This is a genomic window from Pseudomonas sp. S2_A05 (assembly GCF_054668485.1).
Genome location: NZ_CP162775.1, coordinates 624,718 through 646,348, shown reverse-complemented (window position 1 = coordinate 646,348; position 21,631 = coordinate 624,718). Strand labels below are relative to the sequence as shown.

The window sequence follows — 21,631 nt, the reverse complement described above, 5'->3', positions numbered from 1 at the left end:
GGCGCGAAGAATAGCGCAGAAAAAGCAAAAGATCGCAGCCTTCGGCAGCTCCTACAGGTCCTGCGTTCACTTGGCGAACGCATCAAGTGTAGGAGCTGCCGCAGGCTGCGATCTTTTGATCGTTTATCAGGCCAACAACTTTTCCAGCTGCGCAGTGGTATCGACTGCACCCATGGTCCGCGCCGCATCCAGCGCGGTCACGCCATTGGCGTCCTTGGCTCTCGGGTCAGCACCCTGGCCGATCAGGTAATCGACGATTTCAACGCGGTTGAACATCGCCGCCATCATCAGCGCCGTGCGGCCGTCGAAGGAAGAACCTTCAATCTCGGCGCCCGCCTCGACCAGCGCCTTGACCACCGCCAGATCGCCTTTGAACGCAGCGCCGGCAATCGGGCTCTGGCCGTTGCCATTACGCATTTCCGGATCGGCTTTGTGTTTAAGCAGAACCTTCACCGCATCAACATGGCCGTAGTAGCTGGCGAGCATCAACAGGGTGTCGCCCTTGCTGTTTTTCAGGTTCACCGGCAGTCCGGCGGAGACAAGGCGATCAAGCATCTCGGCATCACCGTCGCGCGCCTTGTTGAAAACCTGCTCGGTGAATTCGGCAGCTTCCTCAGGGGTCATCTGGCGGCTTTGGTCAGACATGTGGCACTCCATTTCGGTCTATCGGAAGCCGACAGTTTCCCGAGCGCGACGGTGCCTGTCACTCGGTTTTTTCCGAGCGTCCCGATAGCCACGCTCAATACCGATGTTTGCCCTGTTGAATTTCAGCGAGGATTTGCTCACTGACATGCACGTAAGTTTCGCTGCCGGGCAGCCAGGCGAAGATCGGGTCATCGCCTGTGAGCCCGGGGTCAAAGCCTTCTGTTTTCAGGCGAGTCTTCTGGTACTTGAACGTGCCGGTGGTTTCCATTTTCACTTTCACCCGCAGGAACAACGGCACGGCATAAGCCGGCATACGTTGCCGGACGAAACTCAGCAATTCAGCGAAATCCAGCGTGGCCAAGGATTCCGCAGGAGTGATGGCGGCCATTCCGGCGCGCCCGTTGGTGTTGGGGATTTCGACACCGTAGGCCACGGCTTCAGCAATCAATGGATGTTGCAGCAACAGGTTCTCGACTTCGGTGGTCGACACGTTTTCACCCTTCCAGCGATAGGTATCGCCGAGGCGATCAACAAATTGCGCGTGGCCGAAACCGATGTTGCGCAGCAGGTCGCCGGTGTTGAAAAAGCGATCGCCCTTGTTGAACACATCGTGGAGGACGACGCGCGCGGTTTTCTGCGGATCGGTGTAACCGTCCAGCGGCGCTTTGTCGTCGATCCGCGCCAGCAGCAGGCCTTGCTCGCCCTTGCCGACCTTGCGCATGAAACCATCTTCGCCGCGCAACGGCTCGCCACTGTCATGGTCGTAAGCGACCAGTTCCCAGGCCATCAGGGAAAACCCGACGGTGTTGTCGAAATTGAGGATGTTGGTGAAACCGATGTTGCCGTCGCTGGCCGCGTACAGCTCACAGATATGCTCCACCGCAAAACGTGATTTGAACTCGGCCCAAGCACCAGGACGCAGGCCATTGCCGATCATCTTGCGCACATCGTGACGGCTGTCATCGACGCTGACCGGTTGCTCGACCAGGTAGCGGCACAATTCGCCAACATAGCCGATGGTGGTCGCGCGATAGCGGCGCACATCATTCCAGAACTGGCTGGCGCTGAATTTGCGGCGGATGGCGAAACCCGAGGCGCCGTTGATCGCCGATCCCCAACACACGCACAGACCTGTGGCGTGATACAGCGGCAAGGTGCAGTAAACGACATCATCCGGGCGCATATCGAGGGCGATCATGCCGAAGCTCGCCGAACTGCGCATCCACCGTCCGTGCTTGAAAACCCCGGCCTTGGGCAGACCGGTGGTGCCGGAGGTGTAGATGTAGAAACACGGATCGTCGAAGAATACTTGCGCGCTGCTCGGCGGGTTATCGCTGCTGGCGTCAGCACTGGCGCTGATCAGATTGACGTAATCCTCGGGCGCGATGCCCGGGTGGCTGTATGTGTCCTGATCAGCGACAAACCAGGTGCGGGGCGCTGCGATCGCTACCTGATCACGCACGCCGGCATAGGCAGCGGTCAGTTCTTCCCCGACCACGATGGCCACAGGCGCAACCAGATTGATGCTGTGAACAAGCGTGTCGCGCATCAATGAGGTGTTGAGCAGCGCACTGACCGCGCCGAGCTTGGCCAGCGCCAGGATTGTCACCAGTAATTCCGCACGGTTCTCGATGAACACCGCGACCACATCGCCTTTGCCGATACCTTGCTCGCTCAGATAATGCGCAATGCGATTGGCCCACTGGTTGACCTGTGTGTAGGTCAACGCCACGTCGCCCTGCAATAACGCCACACCATCGGGATTGCGCAGCGTCGCCTGCTCGAACGTCCAGCCCAGGCCACACGTTTGGGTCGGATCCGTGACGTTGGCCACCTTCATGCCTTTGACCACCCGGGGGATGGCCTTGGCGATCATCGGCAGTTTGCGGAGCATCATGCCCCAGGTAATCGTGTCGCTTGGTGCGTGACGCATGAAAGCTCCCCGTTCGATCTTGACGTGCAGACCGCTGTTCTTGTTATCGGGTAATGACTGCGACCGACGCGTTTACGCCGTGGGTCGAGAAGGAAAGTACGTCAGTGCTCGCGGGGCTGTACACGCGGTTTTTGCAATGATTTGTATCCCGTCGCGCCTCCGGGGAAGAGCGGATTCTGGTACGGACGTTTGGTTCCGTTGTACGGAGAAAAATCACGCAAAATGCAGGATGCACGATGGCCATTCATGCATATTGCACGACGCCTGCAAAATGCAATGCATTTAAATTATTGATTTTAAAGGGTTTTTATTAGAAGCAATGCTGGCACAAACGCTGCAACTACCTCCGCATGCTTGCCATTCAAGTACATACGGAGCTGATGACATGAGCCTGATTCAAGAAAAATTTACATCGCTGTTCTCCAACTACGAAGTCAGCACTGCCCCGCGTCCTGACGGTGGCATCCTGCTCACTCTGCGTAGCAGCGACGGCAAAGTCTTCAAACGCGCCCTCTCGTATCAGCAACTGCATGCCGGTGACCAACTGTCGTGGGCGATCAGCGCGATCCGCCGCGACCTGGCCGAACAAGCCAGCGAGCTGCCGCAAATTGCGATGCTGCAGAGCCAGCAGCGTTTTGCTCTGCCGACCTATCACTCGCTGTAATTGGCTTTAAACAAAAACAGGCCGTGGAGCATGCGCTTCACGGCCTGTTTTTATGTGCGCATGATTTTTTTAGGAGCTGCGGCACGCTGCGATCTTTTGATCTTGATTTCATGCGTAAATCGAAAGATCGCAGCCTCGTTTCACTCGACAGCTCCTTCAGGGATGCGTGCAATGGTCAGAACGCTTCCGGTTCGATCCCGGTAAAGCTGTCCACCGTCACGTGTCCTGCCAACTCTCCGCCTTCACGCGCCAGGCCACAGGTTTTCATGCCGGCTGACTGGGCAGCGTCGAGCTCTTCGACGATGTCCGACAAGAACAGGATTTCATCGGCTTCAACACCCACTGCCTGCTGAATGTTGCGGTAGGACTGCGCCTCACGCTTCGGCCCTGATGTGGTGTCGAAATAGCCGCTGAACAGCGGTGTCAGATCCCCCGCCTCCGAGCAACCGAAAATCAGTTTCTGCGCCTGGATCGAGCCGGATGAGTAAACAAACAGTTGATAACCGGCCGCATGCCAACGTTGCAGCGCTTCAACAGCATCCGGATAAACATGCCCTTTCAGCTGCCCGGCCTGATAGCCCTGCGCCCAGACCATGCCTTGCAACGCCTTGAGCGGCGTGGCTTTGCGGTCTTCAGCGATCCAGCTCAAGAGGATTTCAACAACCCGCTCAACATCGGCCTGCGGCTCGTTGCTGTCGCGGCGCACGGCGTCGAGCTGTTCGGCGACATCAGCACGCGATGCGGTCTGGCGCACAAAGTCGGGCAAATGTTCGGCGGCGTAGGGAAACAGCACGTCGAAGACGAAACTCACCGCGCTGGTGGTGCCTTCAATGTCGGTGAGGATGGCTTTGATCGACACGGTTTCAGTCCTCCAGACGCGGGAAACGACCGGCGATGTCTTCGCCGGTGAAATTGGCAACCCAGCCTTCCGGGTTGTTGAACAGACGGATCGCCACGAAATGCGGATGCTCGCCCATGTCGAACCAGTGCTTGGTGCCGGCGGGAACCGAGATCAGATCATTTTTCTCGCAAAGCACGGCATAGACGTAATCGTCGATATGCAGGGTAAACAAGCCACGACCGGCGACGAAAAATCGCACTTCGTCTTCGCCATGGCGGTGCTCTTCGAGGAACTTGGCGCGCAGCTCGGCTTTTTGCGGATGATCACTGTTGAGGCTGATCACATCGACCGTAATGTAACCGCGCTCAGTCATCAGTTTGTCGATCTGCTCTTTATAAGCGCTGATGACCTCTTCCTGACTGGCGCCGGGCTGAATCTTCGCGGCGGCCTGCCAGCGGTCGAAACGCACGCCCTGCTCGGCCAGCGTCGAGGCGATATCTTCGAAATGGGTCAGCACCTTATTGGGAATCTCAGGGCTGGAAACGTGATAAACGGACAGGCTGCTCATGGGCAATTCCTCGGTAGCGGCGGCGCCGTCCGGCTCTTGAAGACCGGTCGGGCGCCGCATGGCATCAGGCAAACAGGCTGTTTCAGATGAATTCAGCCTTGGCGGTTCATGACGCTGCGGGTTTTCAACTCGCATTCAAACAGGAATTCAAAAGCCTCGATCTGCCGCAGCGCGTCGCTCATCTGCGCGCCCCAGGTGTAGAGGCCATGACCGCGAATCAGATAACCGACGCAATCAGGATGGGCGTCGAGCCAAGGCTGCACCTTGGCGGCGAGGCGCGCAATGTCCTGATCGTTGTCGAAAATCGGCACACGCACCCGTGATTCGTGGGTGGAAATGCCGCTGAAGGCTTTCTGCAATTCGTAGTCTTCAAATTCGATGAAATCTTCCGGGGTCAGGCGCGACAGCACCGTGGCATTCACCGAATGGGTGTGCAGCACCGCACCGATTTCCGCGCGCCAGCGGTAGAGCTGGGTGTGCAGCAAGGTTTCGGCGGAGGGTTTCTTGCCCGGCTCCAGGCTATTGCCGGACAGATCGGTAGCGAGCACGTCATCCACACCCAACTGGCCCTTGTGCTTGCCCGATACGGTCAACAGCGCTTCGCTCGGCGACAGGCGTGTCGAATAGTTGCTGCTGGTGGCTGGCGACCAGCCACGGCCATATAGAAAACGCCCGGCGTCAACGATCTGCTGGGCGAGCTGTTCACGACTAAGGCTCATGGCCTGTCCTCTTGCATACATGTGGCAATGATAACGGCAGCGGCAAGCGCTGCGAGACTGGCAATACTAAAGGTCAATGTTGCGCCGAGGGCATTCCAGCTGTAGCCGGAATACAGCGCGCCGAGCGCCCCGCCGGTGCCGGCCAGTGCCGCATACAGCGCCTGGCCCTGGCCTTGCTGGCGGGCGCCGAAACTACGTTGCACGAAAGCGATGGCAGCCGCATGAAAGCTGCCGAATGTCGCTGCATGCAACACCTGGGCGAACAACAACACCCAGAGAAACTCCGCAAACGAACCGAGCAGCACCCAACGCAACGCCGCCAGCAGGAAGCTCGCCAGCAGCACCCGGCGCAGGGAAAAGCGCGCCAGAATGCGACTCATGGCCATGAACATCAGCACTTCCGCCACCACACCCACGGCCCAGAGCATACCGATGACGCCACGGCTGTAACCGAGGCGTTCAAGGTGCAGAGTCAGAAAGGTGTAGTACGGCCCGTGGCTGACCTGCATCAGCGCGACGCAAGCATAAAACGCCAGCACGCCGGGATGACGCAATTGCTTGAGGAAGCCCTCACCCGTCGGCCGATTGCCTTGCGCGGGCTGCGCATTCGGCACCCACAGGCTGCTGAGAACGATACCGGCCATGATCAGCACCAGCGCAGCCGGGTAGATGTCCAGACTCAGCCATTCGAACAGCCGCCCCAGCACTACCACTGTGATGATGAAACCGATGGAGCCCCACAGGCGAATCTGGCTGTAGCGCGATGTTTGCCCCTGCAGATGCGCGAGGGTAATGACTTCGAACTGCGGCAGCACTGCATGCCAGAAGAACGCATGCAGGGCCATGACCATCGCCAGCCAGGCGTAGGTCTGGCTGACGAAAATCAGCGAAAAGGTCAGCAACGTACAGACCGCACCAAAGCGCACGATGGCCAGACGCCTGCCGGTGTAATCGCCGAGCCAGCCCCAGATGTTCGGCGCCACGCAGCGCATCAGCATCGGAATCGCCACCAGCTCGCCGATGCGTGCGGCGCTGAAGCCGAGGTGATCGAAGTACAGCGCCAGAAACGGCGCTGTCGATCCGAGCAAGGCGAAATAGAACAGATAGAAACTGGACAGCCGCCAGTAAGGAAGCGCCGCCACGCCGGTTATGCCGCGACGGCTTTGAGCGCAGTCATCAGAGCTGGCCCAGCACCGGCGTGCTCACGCGCACATCGGCGTTCTGCCCACGGTGGCGCAGCAGGTGATCCATCAGCACGATGGCCATCATCGCTTCGGCGATCGGCGTCGCGCGGATGCCGACGCAGGGGTCGTGACGACCCTTGGTGATCACGTCGACCGGGTTGCCATTCACGTCGATCGAGCGGCCCGGGGTGGTGATGCTCGAGGTCGGTTTCAATGCCAGATGCGCAACGATTGGCTGGCCGGACGAGATGCCACCGAGGATGCCGCCGGCGTTGTTGCTGAGGAATCCTTCCGGCGTCAGTTCATCGCGGTGTTCGGTACCACGCTGGGCGACACAGGCGAACCCGGCGCCGATCTCCACGCCTTTGACCGCGTTGATGCTCATCAGCGCGTGGGCCAGTTCGGCGTCGAGGCGGTCGAAAATCGGTTCGCCAAGACCCGGCATCACGCCTTCGGCGACCACGGTGATCTTCGCTCCGACCGAGTCCTGATCGCGGCGCAACTGGTCCATGTACGCTTCCAGCTCCGGGACCTTGTCCGGGTCAGGACTGAAAAAGGCGTTTTCTTCGACCGAATCCCAAGTCTTGAACGGAATTTCGATCGGGCCGAGCTGGCTCATGTAACCGCGAATGACGATGCCCTGACTGGCCAGATACTTCTTGGCGATCGCACCGGCCGCCACGCGCATGGCGGTTTCCCGCGCCGAACTGCGGCCACCGCCGCGATAATCGCGTTCGCCGTATTTATGGTGATAGGTGTAGTCGGCGTGAGCCGGGCGGAACAGGTCCTTGATCGCCGAGTAGTCCTTGGACTTCTGGTCGGTATTGCGAATCAGCAGGCCGATCGAGCAACCGGTGGTGCGACCCTCGAACACGCCGGAGAGGATTTCGACTTCATCGGCTTCCTGGCGCTGAGTGGTATGGCGGCTGGTGCCAGGCTTGCGGCGATCGAGGTCGCGCTGCAGATCTTCCAGGGAAATCTCCAGGCCCGGCGGGCAGCCGTCGACAATGGCGACCAACGCCGGACCATGGCTTTCGCCAGCGGTGGTGACAGTGAACAACTTGCCGTAGGTATTGCCGGACATGCAGGACGCTCCGTGAAATCAAACCCGAATTCTTGATGCGCGCCAGTATACGCAGGCTAACCGAGTAGTTCATCCTCGAACCTTAGTGGTGCTGGCGAGTCCAACCGGCACCTTGACCAATGATGGCGTGATGATGCTGCGAGTTCTGATCTTGAGTCTTACCCTCTTTACCGGCTTTGCCCAAGCGACAGTCCTACAGCGCCCGGTCACTCTGGACACCGGCAGCGGCGAACTTTTCGGTTCGCTGTTGTTGCCCAAGTCCGACAGCCCGGTGCCGATTGTTCTGATGATTTCTGGCTCAGGTCCTACAGATCGCGATGGAAACAACCCCGACGGCGGGCGTAACGACAGCCTCAAGCGCTTGGCCTGGGTGCTGGCCAAACACAACATCGCCAGCGTGCGCTACGACAAGCGTGGCGTTGCGGCAAGCCTGGCGGCAGCTCCCGATGAACGTGATTTGTCTGTAGAAGGCTACGCTGCGGACGCCGTGGCCTGGGGGCAGAAGCTCAAGGCCGATCCGCGTTTCGGCAAACTGATTCTGCTCGGCCACAGCGAAGGCGCGCTGATTGCCAGCCTCGCCGCGCCGAAGCTGGACGCAGCGGCGGTGATCTCGCTGTCCGGCAGCGCGCGCCCGGTCGATCAGGTAATCCGCGAACAGTTGGCGCGCAGCCTGCCGCCGCCACTGATGCTGCGCAGCAACGAACTGCTCGACAGCCTCAAGGCCGGCCATACCGATGACAACGTGCCGCAACCGTTGCAGGTGATCTTTCGCCCGAGCGTGCAGCCGTACCTGATTTCGCTGTTCCGTCAGGACCCGGCGCAAGCCTTTGCCCAGCTGAAAATGCCGGCGCTGATTGTCCAGGGCAGCAACGACATTCAGGTCGGCACCGAGGACGCGAAGCTGCTCAAGGCGGCGAAACCGGACGCGCAACTGACAGTGATCGACGGTATGAATCACGTGCTGCGCATCGTCCACAACGACATGAAGCGGCAATTGGCCTCCTACAAGGACCCGAATTTGCCCCTGGCCGCCGAACTGGGCGCCGCCGTCATCGAATTTATTGACGGAATTCGTGCAAGTTAACTGCGTTTTACCCTCCAGCCTCACAGAAAACGGCCGATAAGCCTTTGTCGCCAGCGCAACGTCTGGCGGCAAGCAGGGCTTGGACAGGATCTCGCCGTTATGACTGAAACCCAGACTTCACCCGACACCAGCGCTGAAAAAGACGCACCGCCAGCGGTCGAACTGCCGTGGGCGGACGTTCAGGCCGAGCACCACAAGATGCTCCGCCTGGCGCCGCTGCAGACCGACCGCAATACCGGCGGCCGGCCGTTGCGCTTTGTCGAATTCGGTTACGCCGAGCGCAACAGCAAAGAGCGCAGCCTGATGCGCATGGCGATCAAGCTGCCCAACCAGCGCGTGCGCAAAGAGCAGAATCATCTGGATGTGTGGGTCGACCACGCGAGCAAACGGGTGAGCTTCGGTCCCGATAGCGGCTTGCAGATTGAACCGCTGAATCGCGGTATCGGCCGCTTCATGGCTGCGCAAGGCATCAATTGGGCGAAAAAACGCTGGCCCGGCTACACCGTCGACGGCATGGACCTGAACAACAAGGACGCGCTCAACGAAGACACTCGCTTGCGCCGCGACCATTTCCTGCGCGTGCACGGTTTCGATGTGGCTTACGCCGATGCCCAGCATTTGAAAGGCAGCATCAAGGCCGTGCAGGTCGGTGATCTGCTCGGTGACTGGAACAGCGAAAAGCTGCAGATCGTCGAAATTCTTGAAGCCGCGCAGATGCTCCAGCAGGCCGAACAGAACCTGGCCGAGCAGGAAGTGAAACTGAAGAAGCAGGAAGAAAAAGTCAGCAAGTTCAAGCGTGAAGACGCCGGGCTGCGTTTCACCATTACGTGCCTGGTGGCATTTGCGGTGTTTCAGGCGGGGTTGTTGATCTGGATTGCTACGCACCGCTGAGGGCTTGAGCGCGTACTGATCGTTCCCATGCTCTGCGTGGGAATGCAGCCCGGGACGCTCCGCGTCCCAAAAGCGGACGCAGAGCGTCCATTGATGCATTCCCACGCGGAGCGTGGGAACGATCTGTCACAACCTTAGACGCGGGAGGCGAACAGGGCCTGATGCGCGCGGCACTGCTCGGCTGTGAGCATGAACACGCCATGCCCACCACGCTGGAACTCCAGCCAGGCGAAATCGACTTCCGGGTACAACGCCTCGACGTGCACCTGGCTGTTGCCCACCTCGACAATCAACAAACCTTTCTCGGTCAGGTGATCCGCCGCTTCGGCGAGCATGCGCCGGACCAGATTCAGACCATCATCACCGCAGGCCAGACCGAGTTCAGGCTCGTGCTGATACTCGTCCGGCATGTCGGCGAAATCTTCCGCATCGACGTAGGGCGGGTTCGACACGATCAGGTCGAAACGCTGACCCGGCAAGCCATCGAAGCCATCACCCTGCACCGTGTAGACGCGCTCATCGACGCCATGGCGCTCGATGTTCTGATTGGCCACTTCCAGCGCCTCGAACGACAGGTCCGCGAGCACTACCTCGGCATTCTGGAATTCGTAAGCGCAAGCAATGCCGATGCAGCCGGAGCCAGTGCACAGGTCGAGAATCCGCGCCGGTTCGTTGCCGATCCATGGCGCAAAGCGGTTTTCGATCAGTTCACCAATCGGCGAACGCGGGATCAACACGCGCGGGTCGACGATGAACGACATGCCGCAGAACCACGCCTCGCCGAGCAGATAGGCGGTGGGAACGCGATCCTCGATGCGGCGCTTGAGCAAGCGCTGCAGATTCACCAGTTCGTCATCTTCCAGCGCGCAATCAAGATAGCTGTCGGCGATTTCCCAAGGCAGGTGCAAAGCGCCCAGCACCAGCTGGCGCGCCTCGTCCCAGGCGTTGTCGGTGCCATGACCGAAAAACAGATCCTCCCCATGGAAGCGGCTGACGGCCCAACGGATGTGGTCGCGCAGGGTACGAAGTCGGGAAGTGATCACGGCGTAGAACTCCAGAAAAAACGACTGGCGATTCTAGCAGCCAAAACGCGCGACGACGACGCAGGAAAAACCACGCGGTTCCGGTAGGAGTTTTCTTTTTTTGCATCAGGCATTGAACGGAACGTGTAACTTGACAAGGCTGCAGGCCAAGAACGACGGCGCCTACGATGGTAGCGATTCACAGAACCGCTCAGCCAGAGGACAATGTCGCAAAAGCCCCACCCCGAGGAGCCCCAGAATGTCCGTTCCAAAAACGATGTTTCAACTCAGCGGCCGCGGTTACGCAGCGGCCACACTGAGCCATGCCACCGTGGTCATCATCGATGCCCAGAAGGAATACCTCAGTGGCCCGCTGGCCCTGAGCGGCATGGACGCGGCCGTCGCGAACATCAAACAAGTGGTTGCCGCAGCCCGTGCCGCCGGTCGGCCGATCGTGCACGTGCGTCATCTCGGCACCGTGGGTGGCCTGTTCGACCCGCAGGGCGAACGTGGCGAGTTCATCCCTGGTCTGGAACCACAGGGTGATGAAACCATTATCGGCAAACTGCTGCCGAGCGCGTTCCATGGCACCGAACTGCTCGAGCGCCTGCAGAACCTCGGCTCGCTGGACCTGATCGTTTGCGGTTTCATGAGTCACTCCAGCGTCAGCACCACCGTGCGCGCGGCGAAGAATCTCGGTTTCCGCTGCACCCTGGTCGAAGACGCCTGCGCGACACGCGATCTGCCGTTCAAGGGCGGTGTACTCAGCGCCGAACGCGTGCAGGAAGCGGAAATGGCGATCATGGCCGACAACTTCGCCACGCTGGCCAAGACTCAGGACCTGATCTGATCCTGCCCTTGCGAGCGGTGCGTTGGCGCCGCTCATCCGCTATATCCGCTGATTTGCCGCAAATGCCATAGCCTCAGGAACAACCCGGTCAACTCCCGGTCGAAGGGCCGATACCATTGAGGAAGGTCGGAATGAAGTTATCCGATGGATTTGACGCACGCCGTTTGCGGCCCAAAGGCCAAAGCAACTGGCGTTTTCGATTTGGCGCGGCGATCTCGGCCATTCTGGCTACGTTCGGCGTGCTGCTGGCGATGGCCGGGGCAGCCAGCCTGCTCGGCCGCCCGCCGGCGCTGGGTGACCTGAACGCGTCACCGCTGGGCTCGGCAATCATGCTCGCCATCGGCTTGCTGTTTCTGTATTTCGGCGTTGCCCTGTGGCGCCGCTGCCGCCGTCGCGCACGGCAATCGCGGGAACTGAACATGGCCCCGCATCTGATGAAAAAACACGACTGACCCAACGGCCTGGCTTTTTGCCGGGCCGTTTTCTGTCGACTTGGGTAAACTGGCCGCCCTTCGCGGAGGCTGACATGCAAGACGACGATTTTTCTCTGTTCAAAAGTGCGATCCAGGGCGTCAAGCCGATCAAGCACGACCGCGCCGACACCGGCAAACCCAAGGCTGACCGCGCGCAAATTGCCAAGCTGCGTCAGTCCGCCACCGTGCGCAGCGACACCACTATCATTGATGGCTTGTCCGACCAGTTCGTGATCGACGTCGGCCCGGAAGACGAACTGATGTGGTCCCGCGACGGCGTGCAGGAAAGCCAGATGCGCAAGCTCAAGGTCGGGCAGATCCCGTTCGAAGGCAGCCTCGACCTCCACGGCATGAGCGTGGAAAAGGCCCGGGAGACGCTTTGGGCCTTTCTCGCCGAAGCGACCAAATTCGAAATCCGCTGCGTGCGCGTGACTCACGGCAAGGCCGTGCGCCTCGATGGCAAGCGGCCAATGCTCAAAAGCCATGTCAACACCTGGCTGCGCCAGCACGCCCAAGTCCTCGGCTTTTGCTCCTGCCAGGCCCGTCACGGCGGCGCCGGCGCGGTTTATGTGATGCTGAAACGGACGATGATGGAAGGCCGCGACGAATAAAGCCATCACACCGAACTTGCAGGGTTGTGTCCGCCACCGTACCCTTGCCCTTTGCGAAAATCCCCACAGGTAGTTTCATGTCCCTGGAACAGAATTACACCGCGATTCTCGGCCAATTGGGCGAGGACGTCTCCCGCGAGGGCCTGCTCGACACGCCAAAGCGTGCCGCCAAAGCCATGCAGTACCTCTGCCGCGGTTATGCACAGACGCTCGAAGAGGTCACCAACGGTGCCCTGTTCAGCTCCGACAACAGCGAAATGGTGCTGGTCAAGGACATCGAGCTGTATTCGTTGTGCGAACACCACTTGCTGCCGTTCATCGGCAAGGCGCATGTCGCCTATATCCCGAGCGGCAAAGTGCTGGGCCTGTCCAAGGTTGCGCGGATCGTCGATATGTACGCGCGCCGCCTGCAGATTCAGGAAAACCTCAGCCGCCAGATCGCCGATGCGGTGCAGCAAGTCACCGGCGCGCTGGGCGTGGCCGTGGTGATCGAAGCCAAGCACATGTGCATGATGATGCGCGGCGTCGAAAAGCAGAATTCGTCGATGATCACTTCGGTGATGCTCGGTGAATTCCGTGAAAACGCGGCAACCCGTAGCGAATTCCTCAGCCTCATCAAGTAATTCGCAACAGAAAAGAGCCGGCGTTGATCGCCGGTTTTTTTTCGCCCGTGAAAAATCGGGTAAGCTGCGCGCCTTCTTCATTTGCACCGTGAGGCTTTCAACGTGTTCGTCAAAGCGCTTCGTGTCGGCCTCGGCCAACTGGTTATCTTCATCGATTTCATCACCCGCCCGGGCAAGACAAAACGCCCCGCTGCTGCTCAGGCACAAGTCGACGCTGCCGCGAAAGATCTGACCCTGTACCAATTTCACGCCTGCCCGTTCTGCGTGAAAACCCGCCGCGCCCTGCATCGCCTGAATGTGCCGGTGGCGCTGAAAGACGCGAAGAACAACGAGCAGGATCGCCAGACCCTGCTGGAACAGGGTGGCCGAATCAAAGTGCCTTGCCTGCGAATTGAAGAGAACGGGCAGACAACCTGGATGTATGAATCCAAGGTGATTATTGATTATCTGGATAAGCGGTTTGTTGCAGTCTGACATTGATGTGCTGTGGCTGATGGCGCCATCGCTGGCAAGCCAGCTCCCACATTGATCTCAGGTTGTAGACAAGAATTGTGGGAGCTGGCTTGCCAGCGATGAGGCCCGTCAAATCATCACAAAACTCAGACAATGATAAACCGGCCCTCCAGCCGGTTTATTGCTTATCAGGCCGCCCTCTCCATCTGCGCCCGCCGCACCACCGCCGCCAACCGCTTCAACCCTTCATCCAGCCGCGCCGGATCGATGTGGCTGAAATTCAGGCGCAAATGCCCATGATGCTTGTCCGGCTCGGGAAAGAACGGCTCACCGGGCATGAATGCCACATCATTGGCCAATGCCTCATTGAGCAAAGTGCGCGTATCCAGCGGTTGCTTCAGCGTCAGCCAGAAGAACAGTCCGCCTTGCGGCATGTCCCAGTCAGCCAGATCGGCAAAATGGCTTTCCAGCCCCAATTGAAACGCATCTCGCCGCAGCCGATAGAAATCCCGCAACTCACTTAAATGCTGTTGATACTTTTCCGAGCCGATCCATTGCAGCGCCTGCCACTGACCGATGCGATTGGTGTGCAGATCCGCCGATTGCTTGAGCTTGAGCAGGTGCGGGAACAGATCCGCACTGGCGATCAAGTAGCCAACACGTAAACCCGGGAGCAAGGTTTTCGATACGGTACCGGTGTAGATCCAGCTGGCTTTTTTCAGGCGCGCCGCAATCGGTTTTGCGCTGCCACCATCGAAAGTCAGTTCGCGGTATGGCTCGTCTTCGATGAGAGTGACGCCGAATTCATCGAGCAATGCCGCGACCGCTGCGCGCTTGGCCTCGCTGTAGCGCACGGCGGAAGGATTCTGGAAAGTCGGGATCAGGTAGATAAACGCAGGGCGATGCTGCTCTAAACGATTACGCAATTGCGCCAGATTTGGACCGTCGGCTTCCTGCGCCACAGTCAGGCAATCGGCGCCGAACAGCTGGAAGATTTGCAGCGCGGCCAGATAAGTCGGCGCCTCCAACAGAATTTCCGTGCCCTTGTCGATATACAGTTTTGCCGCCAGATCCAGAGTTTGCTGGGAACCACTGACCACCAGCACCTGACTCGCCTCGCACGCAAGGCCCAGCGCCCTCGCCTGTGCCGCCAGCGCCTCGCGCAAGGCCGGCTCGCCTTCGCTCATGCCGTACTGCCCCAGCGACAGCGGCATCTCGTCCCACTCCACCTTCGGCAACATCGCCTCAGCGGGCAAGCCGCCGGCGAACGACATGACCTCCGGACGCTGGGCGGCGGCGAGGATTTCTCGGATCAAAGAACTTTTGAGGCGTGAGACACGTTCGGAAAAAGCCATGGAGGTCACCGTAGCAAGGCATGCAGGAAATGAGTCAAACTTGTTGACTGAAATTACGACAGCTTGAGCGAGTACGTCAACATGCTTGACCTTAAGAACCCCTCCACTCAGCAACAGGCCATGGAAGCGTTTTTCTTCGGCTATCAGGCGTTCACTGCCAAGGCTGATGAAATGCTCGAGCGTCGCGGCCTCTCGCGGGTGCATCAGCGCATCGTGTTTTTCATCGCGCGCTATCCGAACCTGAGTGTGAAAGAGTTGCTGGCCCTGCTGGGCGTGAGCAAACAAGCGTTGAACATGCCCCTGCGCCAATTGCAGGAAATGCACCTGGTCGACAGCGTCGCTTCGCAGACGGACAAGCGTAAGCGCCTGCTTGAGCTGACGGCGGAAGGCGCGAAGTTCGAGCAAGCGCTGCGCCGTGAGCAGGTGAAATTGCTCGAGCGGGTATTTGCCGACGCTGGGGAAGCGGCGGTGAATGGGTGGTTGGCGGTGAATCTGGCGCTTGGGGGGAATCAGCCGCATCTGGATTGACAGGACCGCCCTCTTCGCGAGCAGGCTCGCTCCCACATTGGAACGCATTCTCCTGTGTGAGCGAGCCTGCTCGCGTAGCCATCCTGATAGCCATATATCCCTATCGGCAAAAAAATCGCCGACAAAACAAAAAACAATATTTGCTTTATTTGTACACAAAAGCATAATCCACTGCGTGCGAGTTCCTGACTATACGGTCAACAAATTCGCGTATGCCTCAAAGGGCCGCTGCCACCCCTCATGGGTCCGGCCCTGGAAATAACAATAAAACTCTTGAGGAGTACTCGCTGTGGAAAGCCGCAAATCCGAAGCACCGCCGCTCGAGCTCACGCCGCCATTACGCAATGGCCTGCTGGAGCGTCTGTTCAAACTCAGCTTGCATGGCACCACGGTGAAGACCGAGCTGATTGCCGGTCTGACAACCTTCATCACCATGGCTTACATCATTTTCGTCAACCCGAACATCATGGCCGATGCCGGCATCGACCACGGTGCGGCCTTCGTCGCCACCTGCATCGCCGCCGCGCTCGGTTGCCTGTTGATGGGGCTCTATGCCAATTGGCCGGTCGGCCTGGCGCCGGGCATGGGCCTCAACGCCTTCTTCACCTACACCGTGGTCGGCACCATGGGCTACAACTGGGAAACCGCCCTCGGCGCGGTGTTTGTCTCGGGCGTGCTGTTCATGTTCCTGACCTTTTCGCGGATCCGCGAGTGGCTGCTCAACAGTATCCCGGTCAGCCTGCGGTTCGCGATGGGCGCCGGTGTCGGTCTGTTTCTGGGCCTGATCGGTCTGAAGACGGCCGGTATCGTCGTCGACAGCCCGGCGACGCTGATCAAGCTGGGTTCGCTGCGTGAACCTGGCCCGCTGCTCGCCGCGATCTGCTTCCTGATGATCGCGATCCTCAGTTACCACCGCGTGTTCGGTGCGATCCTGATCAGCATCATCACCGTCACCCTCGCCGGCTGGGGCCTGGGTCTGGTGCACTACGAGGGCATCATGTCCGCGCCGCCGAGCCTGGCACCGACCTGGATGGCAATGAACGTCGCCGGCGTGTTCAACGTCAGCATGATCAGCGTGGTGCTCGCGTTCCTCTTCGTGCACATGTTCGACACCGCCGGTACGCTGATGGGCGTGGCCCAGCGCGCCAACCTTGTCGCCGCTGACGGTCGCATCGAGAATCTTTCCCGAGCCATGAAGGCTGACAGCGCATCCAGCGTATTTGGCGCCGTGGTGGGGGTTCCACCCGTGACAAGTTACGTGGAAAGTGCCGCCGGCGTAGCCGCTGGTGGTCGGACTGGTCTTACCGCCGTCACCGTGGGTGTGCTATTTATAGCGGCCATGTTTTTCGCACCGCTGGCTGGCATGATTCCCGCTTATGCCACGGCAGGTGCACTGATCTACGTGGCGATGTTGATGATGGGCGGTATGGCCCACATCGAATGGGACGAAGCGACCGACGCCATTCCGGCGATCGTCACGGCGATCATGATGCCGCTGACCTTTTCGGTCGCCGACGGCATCGCCCTGGGCTTCATCACTTACGTCGCGTTGAAGGCCGGCACCGGCAAGTACAAGGAAATTTCCGTCAGCCTGTGGGTGCTCTGCGCGATCTTCATCGCCAAGTTCATCTTCCTGTAAACGCTGCGCGGTTCAGGCTTCAAAACCAGCCTCACCCTCACCGGTGGGGCTTTTGCACATCTCGATAACAACAAAGGAGCAATACGATGAGTCTGGAAACCTGGCTGCTGTTCAGTGGCGCTGCGCTGGTGGTGATCCTGATCCCGGGACCGCTGTCATTGCTGATGATCAGCAACAGTCTGAATTACGGTTTGCGCCGGTCGTACCCCGCGTTCCTGGGTGGCGTGATCGCCTCGATCTGCCTGCTCAGCGCGTCGGCACTTGGCCTCGGCGCATTGCTAATGGCTTCGGAGCAGTTGTTCAGCGCATTGAAAATCGTCGGCGCGCTGTACCTGTTCTACCTCGCCTGGCAGAGCTGGCAGCAGTCGCGGCAGCCATCGACGGGCGCCGAAGTACCTGAGGCTGCACCGGCGCCGCGCTTTCGCACATTGTTCGGACGCGCCTTTGTACTGGGTGCGAGCAATCCGAAGGACATCCTGTTTTTCGCCGCGTTTCTGCCGCAGTTCCTCCGCGCTGAGCAACCTTTTCTGCCGCAATTGCTGATCATGATCGCGACCTGGGTAGTGCTCGATCTGTGCTGCAAGCTGGCCTATGGCCTGGGCGCCCATGGCGCCGCACGTTATCTGCGCAGCGGCAAAGGCCAGAGTTGGTTCAATCGGGTCAGTGCCGGACTATTTGGTGGTGCTGGCGCCGCGTCGTTGCTTGGCAGCCACTGAAAAGCGCCACTATTGATCATCCTGCCGGAACGGACCTCGGGCGGGATGATGTGTTGTTTTGAATCAATTCAACTCGAACAACATTCAATCTTTGATATGCAATAGATAGCAACAACCCCCCGATATACAGCTCTGGAAAAGCCAACGTAATATTCTTCGCCTTAACGACAATTGCCGGAACAAGGAAGTTCTAATGGCCACACTGATAAGCGAAGCAACAGCACAAACCGACCCTTCAATACACGCGGACCTGCAACCTGTTTCCGATACCGTAATAATCATGGATCTGGGCTATGAAGCCAACGAATACAAGCCCTCAACCATTGATCAGAGCCGAACTAACGAAAAATCGAGTCAGTTGCAAATGGTGGACGAAGTGTTCGGCCCCTTGGAAATTGGCGATATTTCAATTACCCGTACCGCACTCGACGGATTAGGCGCGACCATTGACGGTCAGCCGTTGAATGGCGAGAACAGTTTCTTTCGCCGCCCCAAGCGCTCTTTGATCAATAGCCTGCAGTTCGACGCCAATAAAGTTGAACACTACCTGAAAACTTCAACGGGCAGCGATAGCTACTTGTTGCCCACGCTCCTGTTTGAAATGGCCAGCCAGCGCCCGCTCACCGCTCCCCGGCTCTTGAGGGAGAGTGCTGCAGATACTGTATCCGGCAATTACCGCGACAAACTTGTCAAACTTCTGAGTGCCGCACAGTCGCTTGATCTGCAACACGTGCACGTCCCCAAACATCATCCCCGCTGGGCCGCATTGACCAAAAGTTACGCGACGCTGGGCTCCAGCGTGGGCATCCAGGGCTTCGGCATCTTCATGGGAATTCGCGGCGTTGTCGATGCGATCAAAGCCGAAAACACTGCTGAAATAGCGATAAACAGCGCAGGCATTGTATCGGAGCTGGGCTCCATCGCGGCCGATGTCGCGGTGAGCAAGATAGCCACGCAGATGCTCACAGCCGGGCAAAGTGCTTATCGGGACTTCGCCAAAACCCGCTTTGCACTCAGATTGGGTCGATCGGGAGGGTTGGTCGGCGGCATGCTGACGCTGCCCTTCGACATCTTTACCGCCGTGAGGTCGATGAACGCCGCTCAGAATGCCACCGGCAAAGAAGCGATGGATCATTACGTCAGCGCTGGCCTGAGCATTACCAGTGCAGCCATGACTGTCATCCTCGGGTCCGCCGCTATGGCCGGGTTCTCGTTTGCCGGCCCTGTCGGACTTGCAGCCGGCGCGATCCTCGCCATCGGCTCACAGGTCTACGGTGCGGTGCGTATCGTTGACGATATAGATGACTACATTGAATTGACTGTCGATGAACGGTGGCGTAGCGGTTGGTTTTCGTTCTGCATGATGGAGGTCGATCAAAGCGTTCAAAACCGCTATATCAAGGCAAAGACGCTGTTGCAGCACTCTCTGCAACTGAAAAAGTCCGCCAGAACGCTGCTCGATGGCCCCTTGAAAGAGACCACCGAAGCCATCGTCAACGGCAAGTTCGATGTGCGTCTGAAACCAACGCGGGTCTGGAAACGAAACTGGTGGACCAAACAGGATGCGTGGGAATCGGTCAATGTCCCTGAAGTGGTAGGCACCGATGACATCATTGATGCACGCGCAGGGGTTACAAAAGATACACCCGGCGCGGAGTTGGGGGTCGCCGCAGAGGGCAAGAACGTTCTCTGGTTCATCAGCGAGGGCAACGACTCGATCAGAGGGGTAGAAAAAAAACCCAACACCTTCCATTACAAGTCAGGAAAAAAACAACTTTCGGGCGGCGAAGAAAATGACCAGTTCCTGTTTGAGAACGCAGCGGACTTCCTTGAAAGGGGTCGCCATGTCGCAGATCATTCGACGCTGAGCGGCGGCGCGGGAAATGACACACTGGTACTCGGCGGCAGCTACTCCTCCCGAAATACCAACAGAACTGGCTATGACGTAGATCTGCTGGCTGGAACATTGCAGATCATCACGAGCGATGTCGATGCCGACAATAACCGGATATTTATCCTGCACAGTTTGCTGGACAGCATCGAAAACGTTGAGACAGTCCATCGCGCGGCAAGCGTGGTAACGGGCTCCGCGCAAAACAACATCATCAAATCCCGGGGCAGCGACAGCATTGAAGCTGGCGCTGGGGACGACCAGATATTTCTCTCCCACGAAAGAGCAAAAGCGTCGGGAGGCGCCGGCACCGATCAATATTACATAGCGCATGTGGCGGGCCGTTTTTCCATTGTCGATGATGGTGAACAGACCAGCTACATCGTCATGAACTGGCGCAAGGAGTTGATTGAATCCTGGGATATCGAGGGTAACGACCTGGTCATCCGCTCAGGTTTCGAAACGTCTGACCACCTCAAAAACGTGTTGACCATTCATGACGTTTATACGAACACCGAACACACTAGAAAGTTGAGCAACAAAAACCTGGTTTTCGTAACCAGCGATGATTTCCATTTCAGACTTGATCTGCCAGACACAATCCCGGACGGCCACACCGTAGAAATAACCGAAATCTTCCTCAAACGAGGAAAACCGGTAAACCCGATCATTATTTATGCAGCGGAATGCTGGATCCGCCACCGCAAACCCGCTGCCTATTACGTCCCGAGAACCGGCAAGACAACCACTTTTTACGCAGTTTTACGTTCTGATGTCATTACCCGGATATATCTGGATTTCCGCAGCGATGAGCTGACAAAAGCGGAGGCGCATTTTTTCTCGGACAAACCCAAGTCATATCACCTGACTGTTGGTTGCCATCTCGTCTATCACTTCGGCGCGAAAAGCATCAAGCTCAATTATTACTCCGCTGCGCGTAACGAAGACGATCACGACAATATTACGAAGATCCTGCGCACCATGGCTGTTCGTCCGTTCAGCCGTTACGTATTGATTTTCAAGGACGGTGTCGTTGCAGATGCCGAGCTTACAGCGCAAACCGAAATCGCACCTGCATTTACGGATTTCACGGTATCGCGGGATTGGGTGACCCAGATGAAACTGCCGCTCGAGGTTCGCTCTCAGCGTTACTTTCACAATCTGGCTGAAAAAGCAGCTGAACCGATGGGCCGTACAAGAGTTTGCGCAACGCCGATTCGACTGGCCGTGCAAACCGACATGGACAACTACGAAGGAGAAGGTTCGAGTTATCTCATCCACGTACTCCCGGACATGACCATCAAACTCTCGACTCCCGGCGCACTTGCCGATGCCAAAGTTCGCCTGCCCTATTCATCCACTTGGGAACTTGATGCAACGCAGCTCGGCAAGGTCGAAATAAGGCTGGAAGAAAACCGACTCTCCATCGGCACAACCACTTTTTATCTGCCGGTCTATGGAAGCGAAGATCTGATAGATCAAATCCGCGTTATTACCACCGGTGGAGTTGTGCACACGGTCGATCTGGTCTTTGATCGCATTTATCTGGATGGGCTTGATGCACGTTTTTTCGAAGAGCCCGACGCCTCAAAAGCGCTCCCGCCATATCTTGCCGCATTGGCCAACGACGAAGTCAAAGTCTGGAACGTTATCTGCGTCAACGACGAAACCGCGCGCGTGGGCTACAACCTGGCCGCCCATGGCTGGGTATTGCGTGCCGACAAATCCCGCATCGAAAAGTCTGCGTTAAGAGTAGTGAATCGCTGCAGTCACCAGACCAACATTTTCCGCCCTGTTTCGCTGATGAAAGTGCCTCCCGCGTAATTCGCGGTAACCCGTCAACAAACACCCTTTTTT

The 21,631-nt window shown here is 58.4% G+C and carries 21 protein-coding genes; 12 read left to right on the top strand and 9 right to left on the bottom strand.

Annotated features, from left to right (window positions below; genetic code table 11):
• Nucleotides 1-126: 126 nt before the first annotated feature.
• Together AB4O12_RS03045 and AB4O12_RS03040 are read right to left on the bottom strand one after the other, a co-directional pair.
• On the bottom strand, nucleotides 127-645 hold the full coding sequence (locus AB4O12_RS03045; RefSeq protein ID WP_150741359.1) for an ankyrin repeat domain-containing protein: 519 nt from the start codon (nucleotides 643-645) through the stop codon (nucleotides 127-129).
• Between the two features lie 94 nt (nucleotides 646-739).
• Nucleotides 740-2,578, bottom strand: a complete 1,839-nt coding sequence (locus tag AB4O12_RS03040) for a long-chain-acyl-CoA synthetase (protein ID WP_423664436.1) — start codon at nucleotides 2,576-2,578, stop codon at nucleotides 740-742.
• A 385-nt stretch (nucleotides 2,579-2,963) separates the two neighbouring features.
• On the opposite strand from AB4O12_RS03040, the gene AB4O12_RS03035 reads away from it, so the two are divergent.
• Entirely contained in the window at nucleotides 2,964-3,242 is a 279-nt protein-coding gene (locus AB4O12_RS03035) for a DUF3509 domain-containing protein (protein ID WP_016773780.1), read from the top strand.
• A gap of 175 nt (nucleotides 3,243-3,417) precedes the next feature.
• Here AB4O12_RS03035 and mtnC read toward each other — a convergent pair whose 3' ends face one another.
• The 5 genes from mtnC to aroC form a co-directional block, all read right to left on the bottom strand.
• Nucleotides 3,418-4,101 (bottom strand): acireductone synthase, encoded by a 684-nt coding sequence (gene mtnC / locus AB4O12_RS03030; RefSeq protein WP_236169483.1) that lies wholly within the window; start codon nucleotides 4,099-4,101, stop codon nucleotides 3,418-3,420.
• Nucleotides 4,102-4,105: 4 nt separating this feature from the next.
• The gene (locus AB4O12_RS03025) at nucleotides 4,106-4,651 is read right to left on the bottom strand and encodes a 1,2-dihydroxy-3-keto-5-methylthiopentene dioxygenase (RefSeq protein ID WP_038861971.1); all 546 of its coding nucleotides are present in this window, start codon (nucleotides 4,649-4,651) and stop codon (nucleotides 4,106-4,108) included.
• A gap of 92 nt (nucleotides 4,652-4,743) precedes the next feature.
• Nucleotides 4,744-5,370, bottom strand: a complete 627-nt coding sequence (locus AB4O12_RS03020; RefSeq protein WP_095180814.1) for a methylthioribulose 1-phosphate dehydratase — start codon at nucleotides 5,368-5,370, stop codon at nucleotides 4,744-4,746.
• A complete protein-coding gene (locus AB4O12_RS03015; RefSeq protein ID WP_024012224.1) occupies nucleotides 5,367-6,512 on the bottom strand; it encodes an MFS transporter in 1,146 nt (381 codons plus the stop codon). The genes AB4O12_RS03020 and AB4O12_RS03015 overlap by 4 nt, the downstream gene beginning before the upstream one ends.
• A 34-nt stretch (nucleotides 6,513-6,546) precedes the next feature.
• Nucleotides 6,547-7,638 (bottom strand): chorismate synthase, encoded by a 1,092-nt coding sequence (gene aroC, locus AB4O12_RS03010; protein ID WP_024012223.1) that lies wholly within the window; start codon nucleotides 7,636-7,638, stop codon nucleotides 6,547-6,549.
• A gap of 130 nt (nucleotides 7,639-7,768) precedes the next feature.
• On the opposite strand from aroC, the gene AB4O12_RS03005 reads away from it, so the two are divergent.
• Together AB4O12_RS03005 and AB4O12_RS03000 are read left to right on the top strand one after the other, a co-directional pair.
• Complete coding sequence (locus AB4O12_RS03005; protein WP_041479390.1) at nucleotides 7,769-8,722, top strand: alpha/beta hydrolase; 954 nt, start codon at nucleotides 7,769-7,771, stop codon at nucleotides 8,720-8,722.
• A gap of 99 nt (nucleotides 8,723-8,821) precedes the next feature.
• Nucleotides 8,822-9,613: a hypothetical protein gene (locus tag AB4O12_RS03000; protein WP_125918579.1), complete on the top strand. Its 792-nt coding sequence runs from the start codon at nucleotides 8,822-8,824 to the stop codon at nucleotides 9,611-9,613.
• Between the two features lie 134 nt (nucleotides 9,614-9,747).
• On the opposite strand, the gene prmB is transcribed toward AB4O12_RS03000, so the two are convergent.
• Nucleotides 9,748-10,656 carry a 50S ribosomal protein L3 N(5)-glutamine methyltransferase gene (gene prmB / locus AB4O12_RS02995; protein WP_016773773.1) on the bottom strand — a complete coding sequence of 303 codons (909 nt, stop codon included), beginning with the start codon at nucleotides 10,654-10,656 and terminating at the stop codon, nucleotides 9,748-9,750.
• Between the two features lie 238 nt (nucleotides 10,657-10,894).
• Between prmB and AB4O12_RS02990 the strand changes: the two genes are divergently transcribed.
• The 5 genes from AB4O12_RS02990 to AB4O12_RS02970 all read left to right on the top strand — a co-directional run bounded on the left by AB4O12_RS02990 (nucleotide 10,895) and on the right by AB4O12_RS02970 (nucleotide 13,666).
• The gene (locus AB4O12_RS02990) at nucleotides 10,895-11,485 is read left to right on the top strand and encodes a cysteine hydrolase family protein (RefSeq protein WP_016773772.1); all 591 of its coding nucleotides are present in this window, start codon (nucleotides 10,895-10,897) and stop codon (nucleotides 11,483-11,485) included.
• Nucleotides 11,486-11,616: 131 nt separating this feature from the next.
• A complete protein-coding gene (locus tag AB4O12_RS02985) occupies nucleotides 11,617-11,937 on the top strand; it encodes a hypothetical protein (RefSeq protein WP_056784040.1) in 321 nt (106 codons plus the stop codon).
• Nucleotides 11,938-12,011: 74 nt separating this feature from the next.
• On the top strand, nucleotides 12,012-12,569 hold the full coding sequence (locus AB4O12_RS02980) for a Smr/MutS family protein (protein ID WP_375123326.1): 558 nt from the start codon (nucleotides 12,012-12,014) through the stop codon (nucleotides 12,567-12,569).
• Nucleotides 12,570-12,646: 77 nt separating this feature from the next.
• Nucleotides 12,647-13,192, top strand: a complete 546-nt coding sequence (gene folE / locus AB4O12_RS02975) for a GTP cyclohydrolase I FolE (RefSeq protein ID WP_011062625.1) — start codon at nucleotides 12,647-12,649, stop codon at nucleotides 13,190-13,192.
• A gap of 102 nt (nucleotides 13,193-13,294) precedes the next feature.
• Nucleotides 13,295-13,666, top strand: coding sequence for a glutathione S-transferase N-terminal domain-containing protein (locus tag AB4O12_RS02970; RefSeq protein WP_460060306.1), 372 nt, complete (start codon nucleotides 13,295-13,297; stop codon nucleotides 13,664-13,666).
• Nucleotides 13,667-13,833: 167 nt separating this feature from the next.
• On the opposite strand, the gene AB4O12_RS02965 is transcribed toward AB4O12_RS02970, so the two are convergent.
• Nucleotides 13,834-15,000 (bottom strand): aminotransferase-like domain-containing protein, encoded by a 1,167-nt coding sequence (locus AB4O12_RS02965; RefSeq protein ID WP_460060305.1) that lies wholly within the window; start codon nucleotides 14,998-15,000, stop codon nucleotides 13,834-13,836.
• Between the two features lie 81 nt (nucleotides 15,001-15,081).
• Here AB4O12_RS02965 and AB4O12_RS02960 point away from each other — a divergent pair, with 81 nt between their 5' ends.
• From AB4O12_RS02960 to AB4O12_RS02945, 4 genes are all read left to right on the top strand, one after another.
• Nucleotides 15,082-15,528 carry a MarR family winged helix-turn-helix transcriptional regulator gene (locus tag AB4O12_RS02960; protein ID WP_150638724.1) on the top strand — a complete coding sequence of 149 codons (447 nt, stop codon included), beginning with the start codon at nucleotides 15,082-15,084 and terminating at the stop codon, nucleotides 15,526-15,528.
• Between the two features lie 289 nt (nucleotides 15,529-15,817).
• Nucleotides 15,818-17,167 carry an NCS2 family permease gene (locus AB4O12_RS02955; RefSeq protein WP_024012217.1) on the top strand — a complete coding sequence of 450 codons (1,350 nt, stop codon included), beginning with the start codon at nucleotides 15,818-15,820 and terminating at the stop codon, nucleotides 17,165-17,167.
• Nucleotides 17,168-17,253: 86 nt separating this feature from the next.
• Nucleotides 17,254-17,883 carry a LysE family translocator gene (locus AB4O12_RS02950; RefSeq protein WP_423664430.1) on the top strand — a complete coding sequence of 210 codons (630 nt, stop codon included), beginning with the start codon at nucleotides 17,254-17,256 and terminating at the stop codon, nucleotides 17,881-17,883.
• A gap of 193 nt (nucleotides 17,884-18,076) precedes the next feature.
• The gene (locus AB4O12_RS02945; protein WP_256811339.1) at nucleotides 18,077-21,598 is read left to right on the top strand and encodes a calcium-binding protein; all 3,522 of its coding nucleotides are present in this window, start codon (nucleotides 18,077-18,079) and stop codon (nucleotides 21,596-21,598) included.
• Nucleotides 21,599-21,631: the final 33 nt, after the last annotated feature.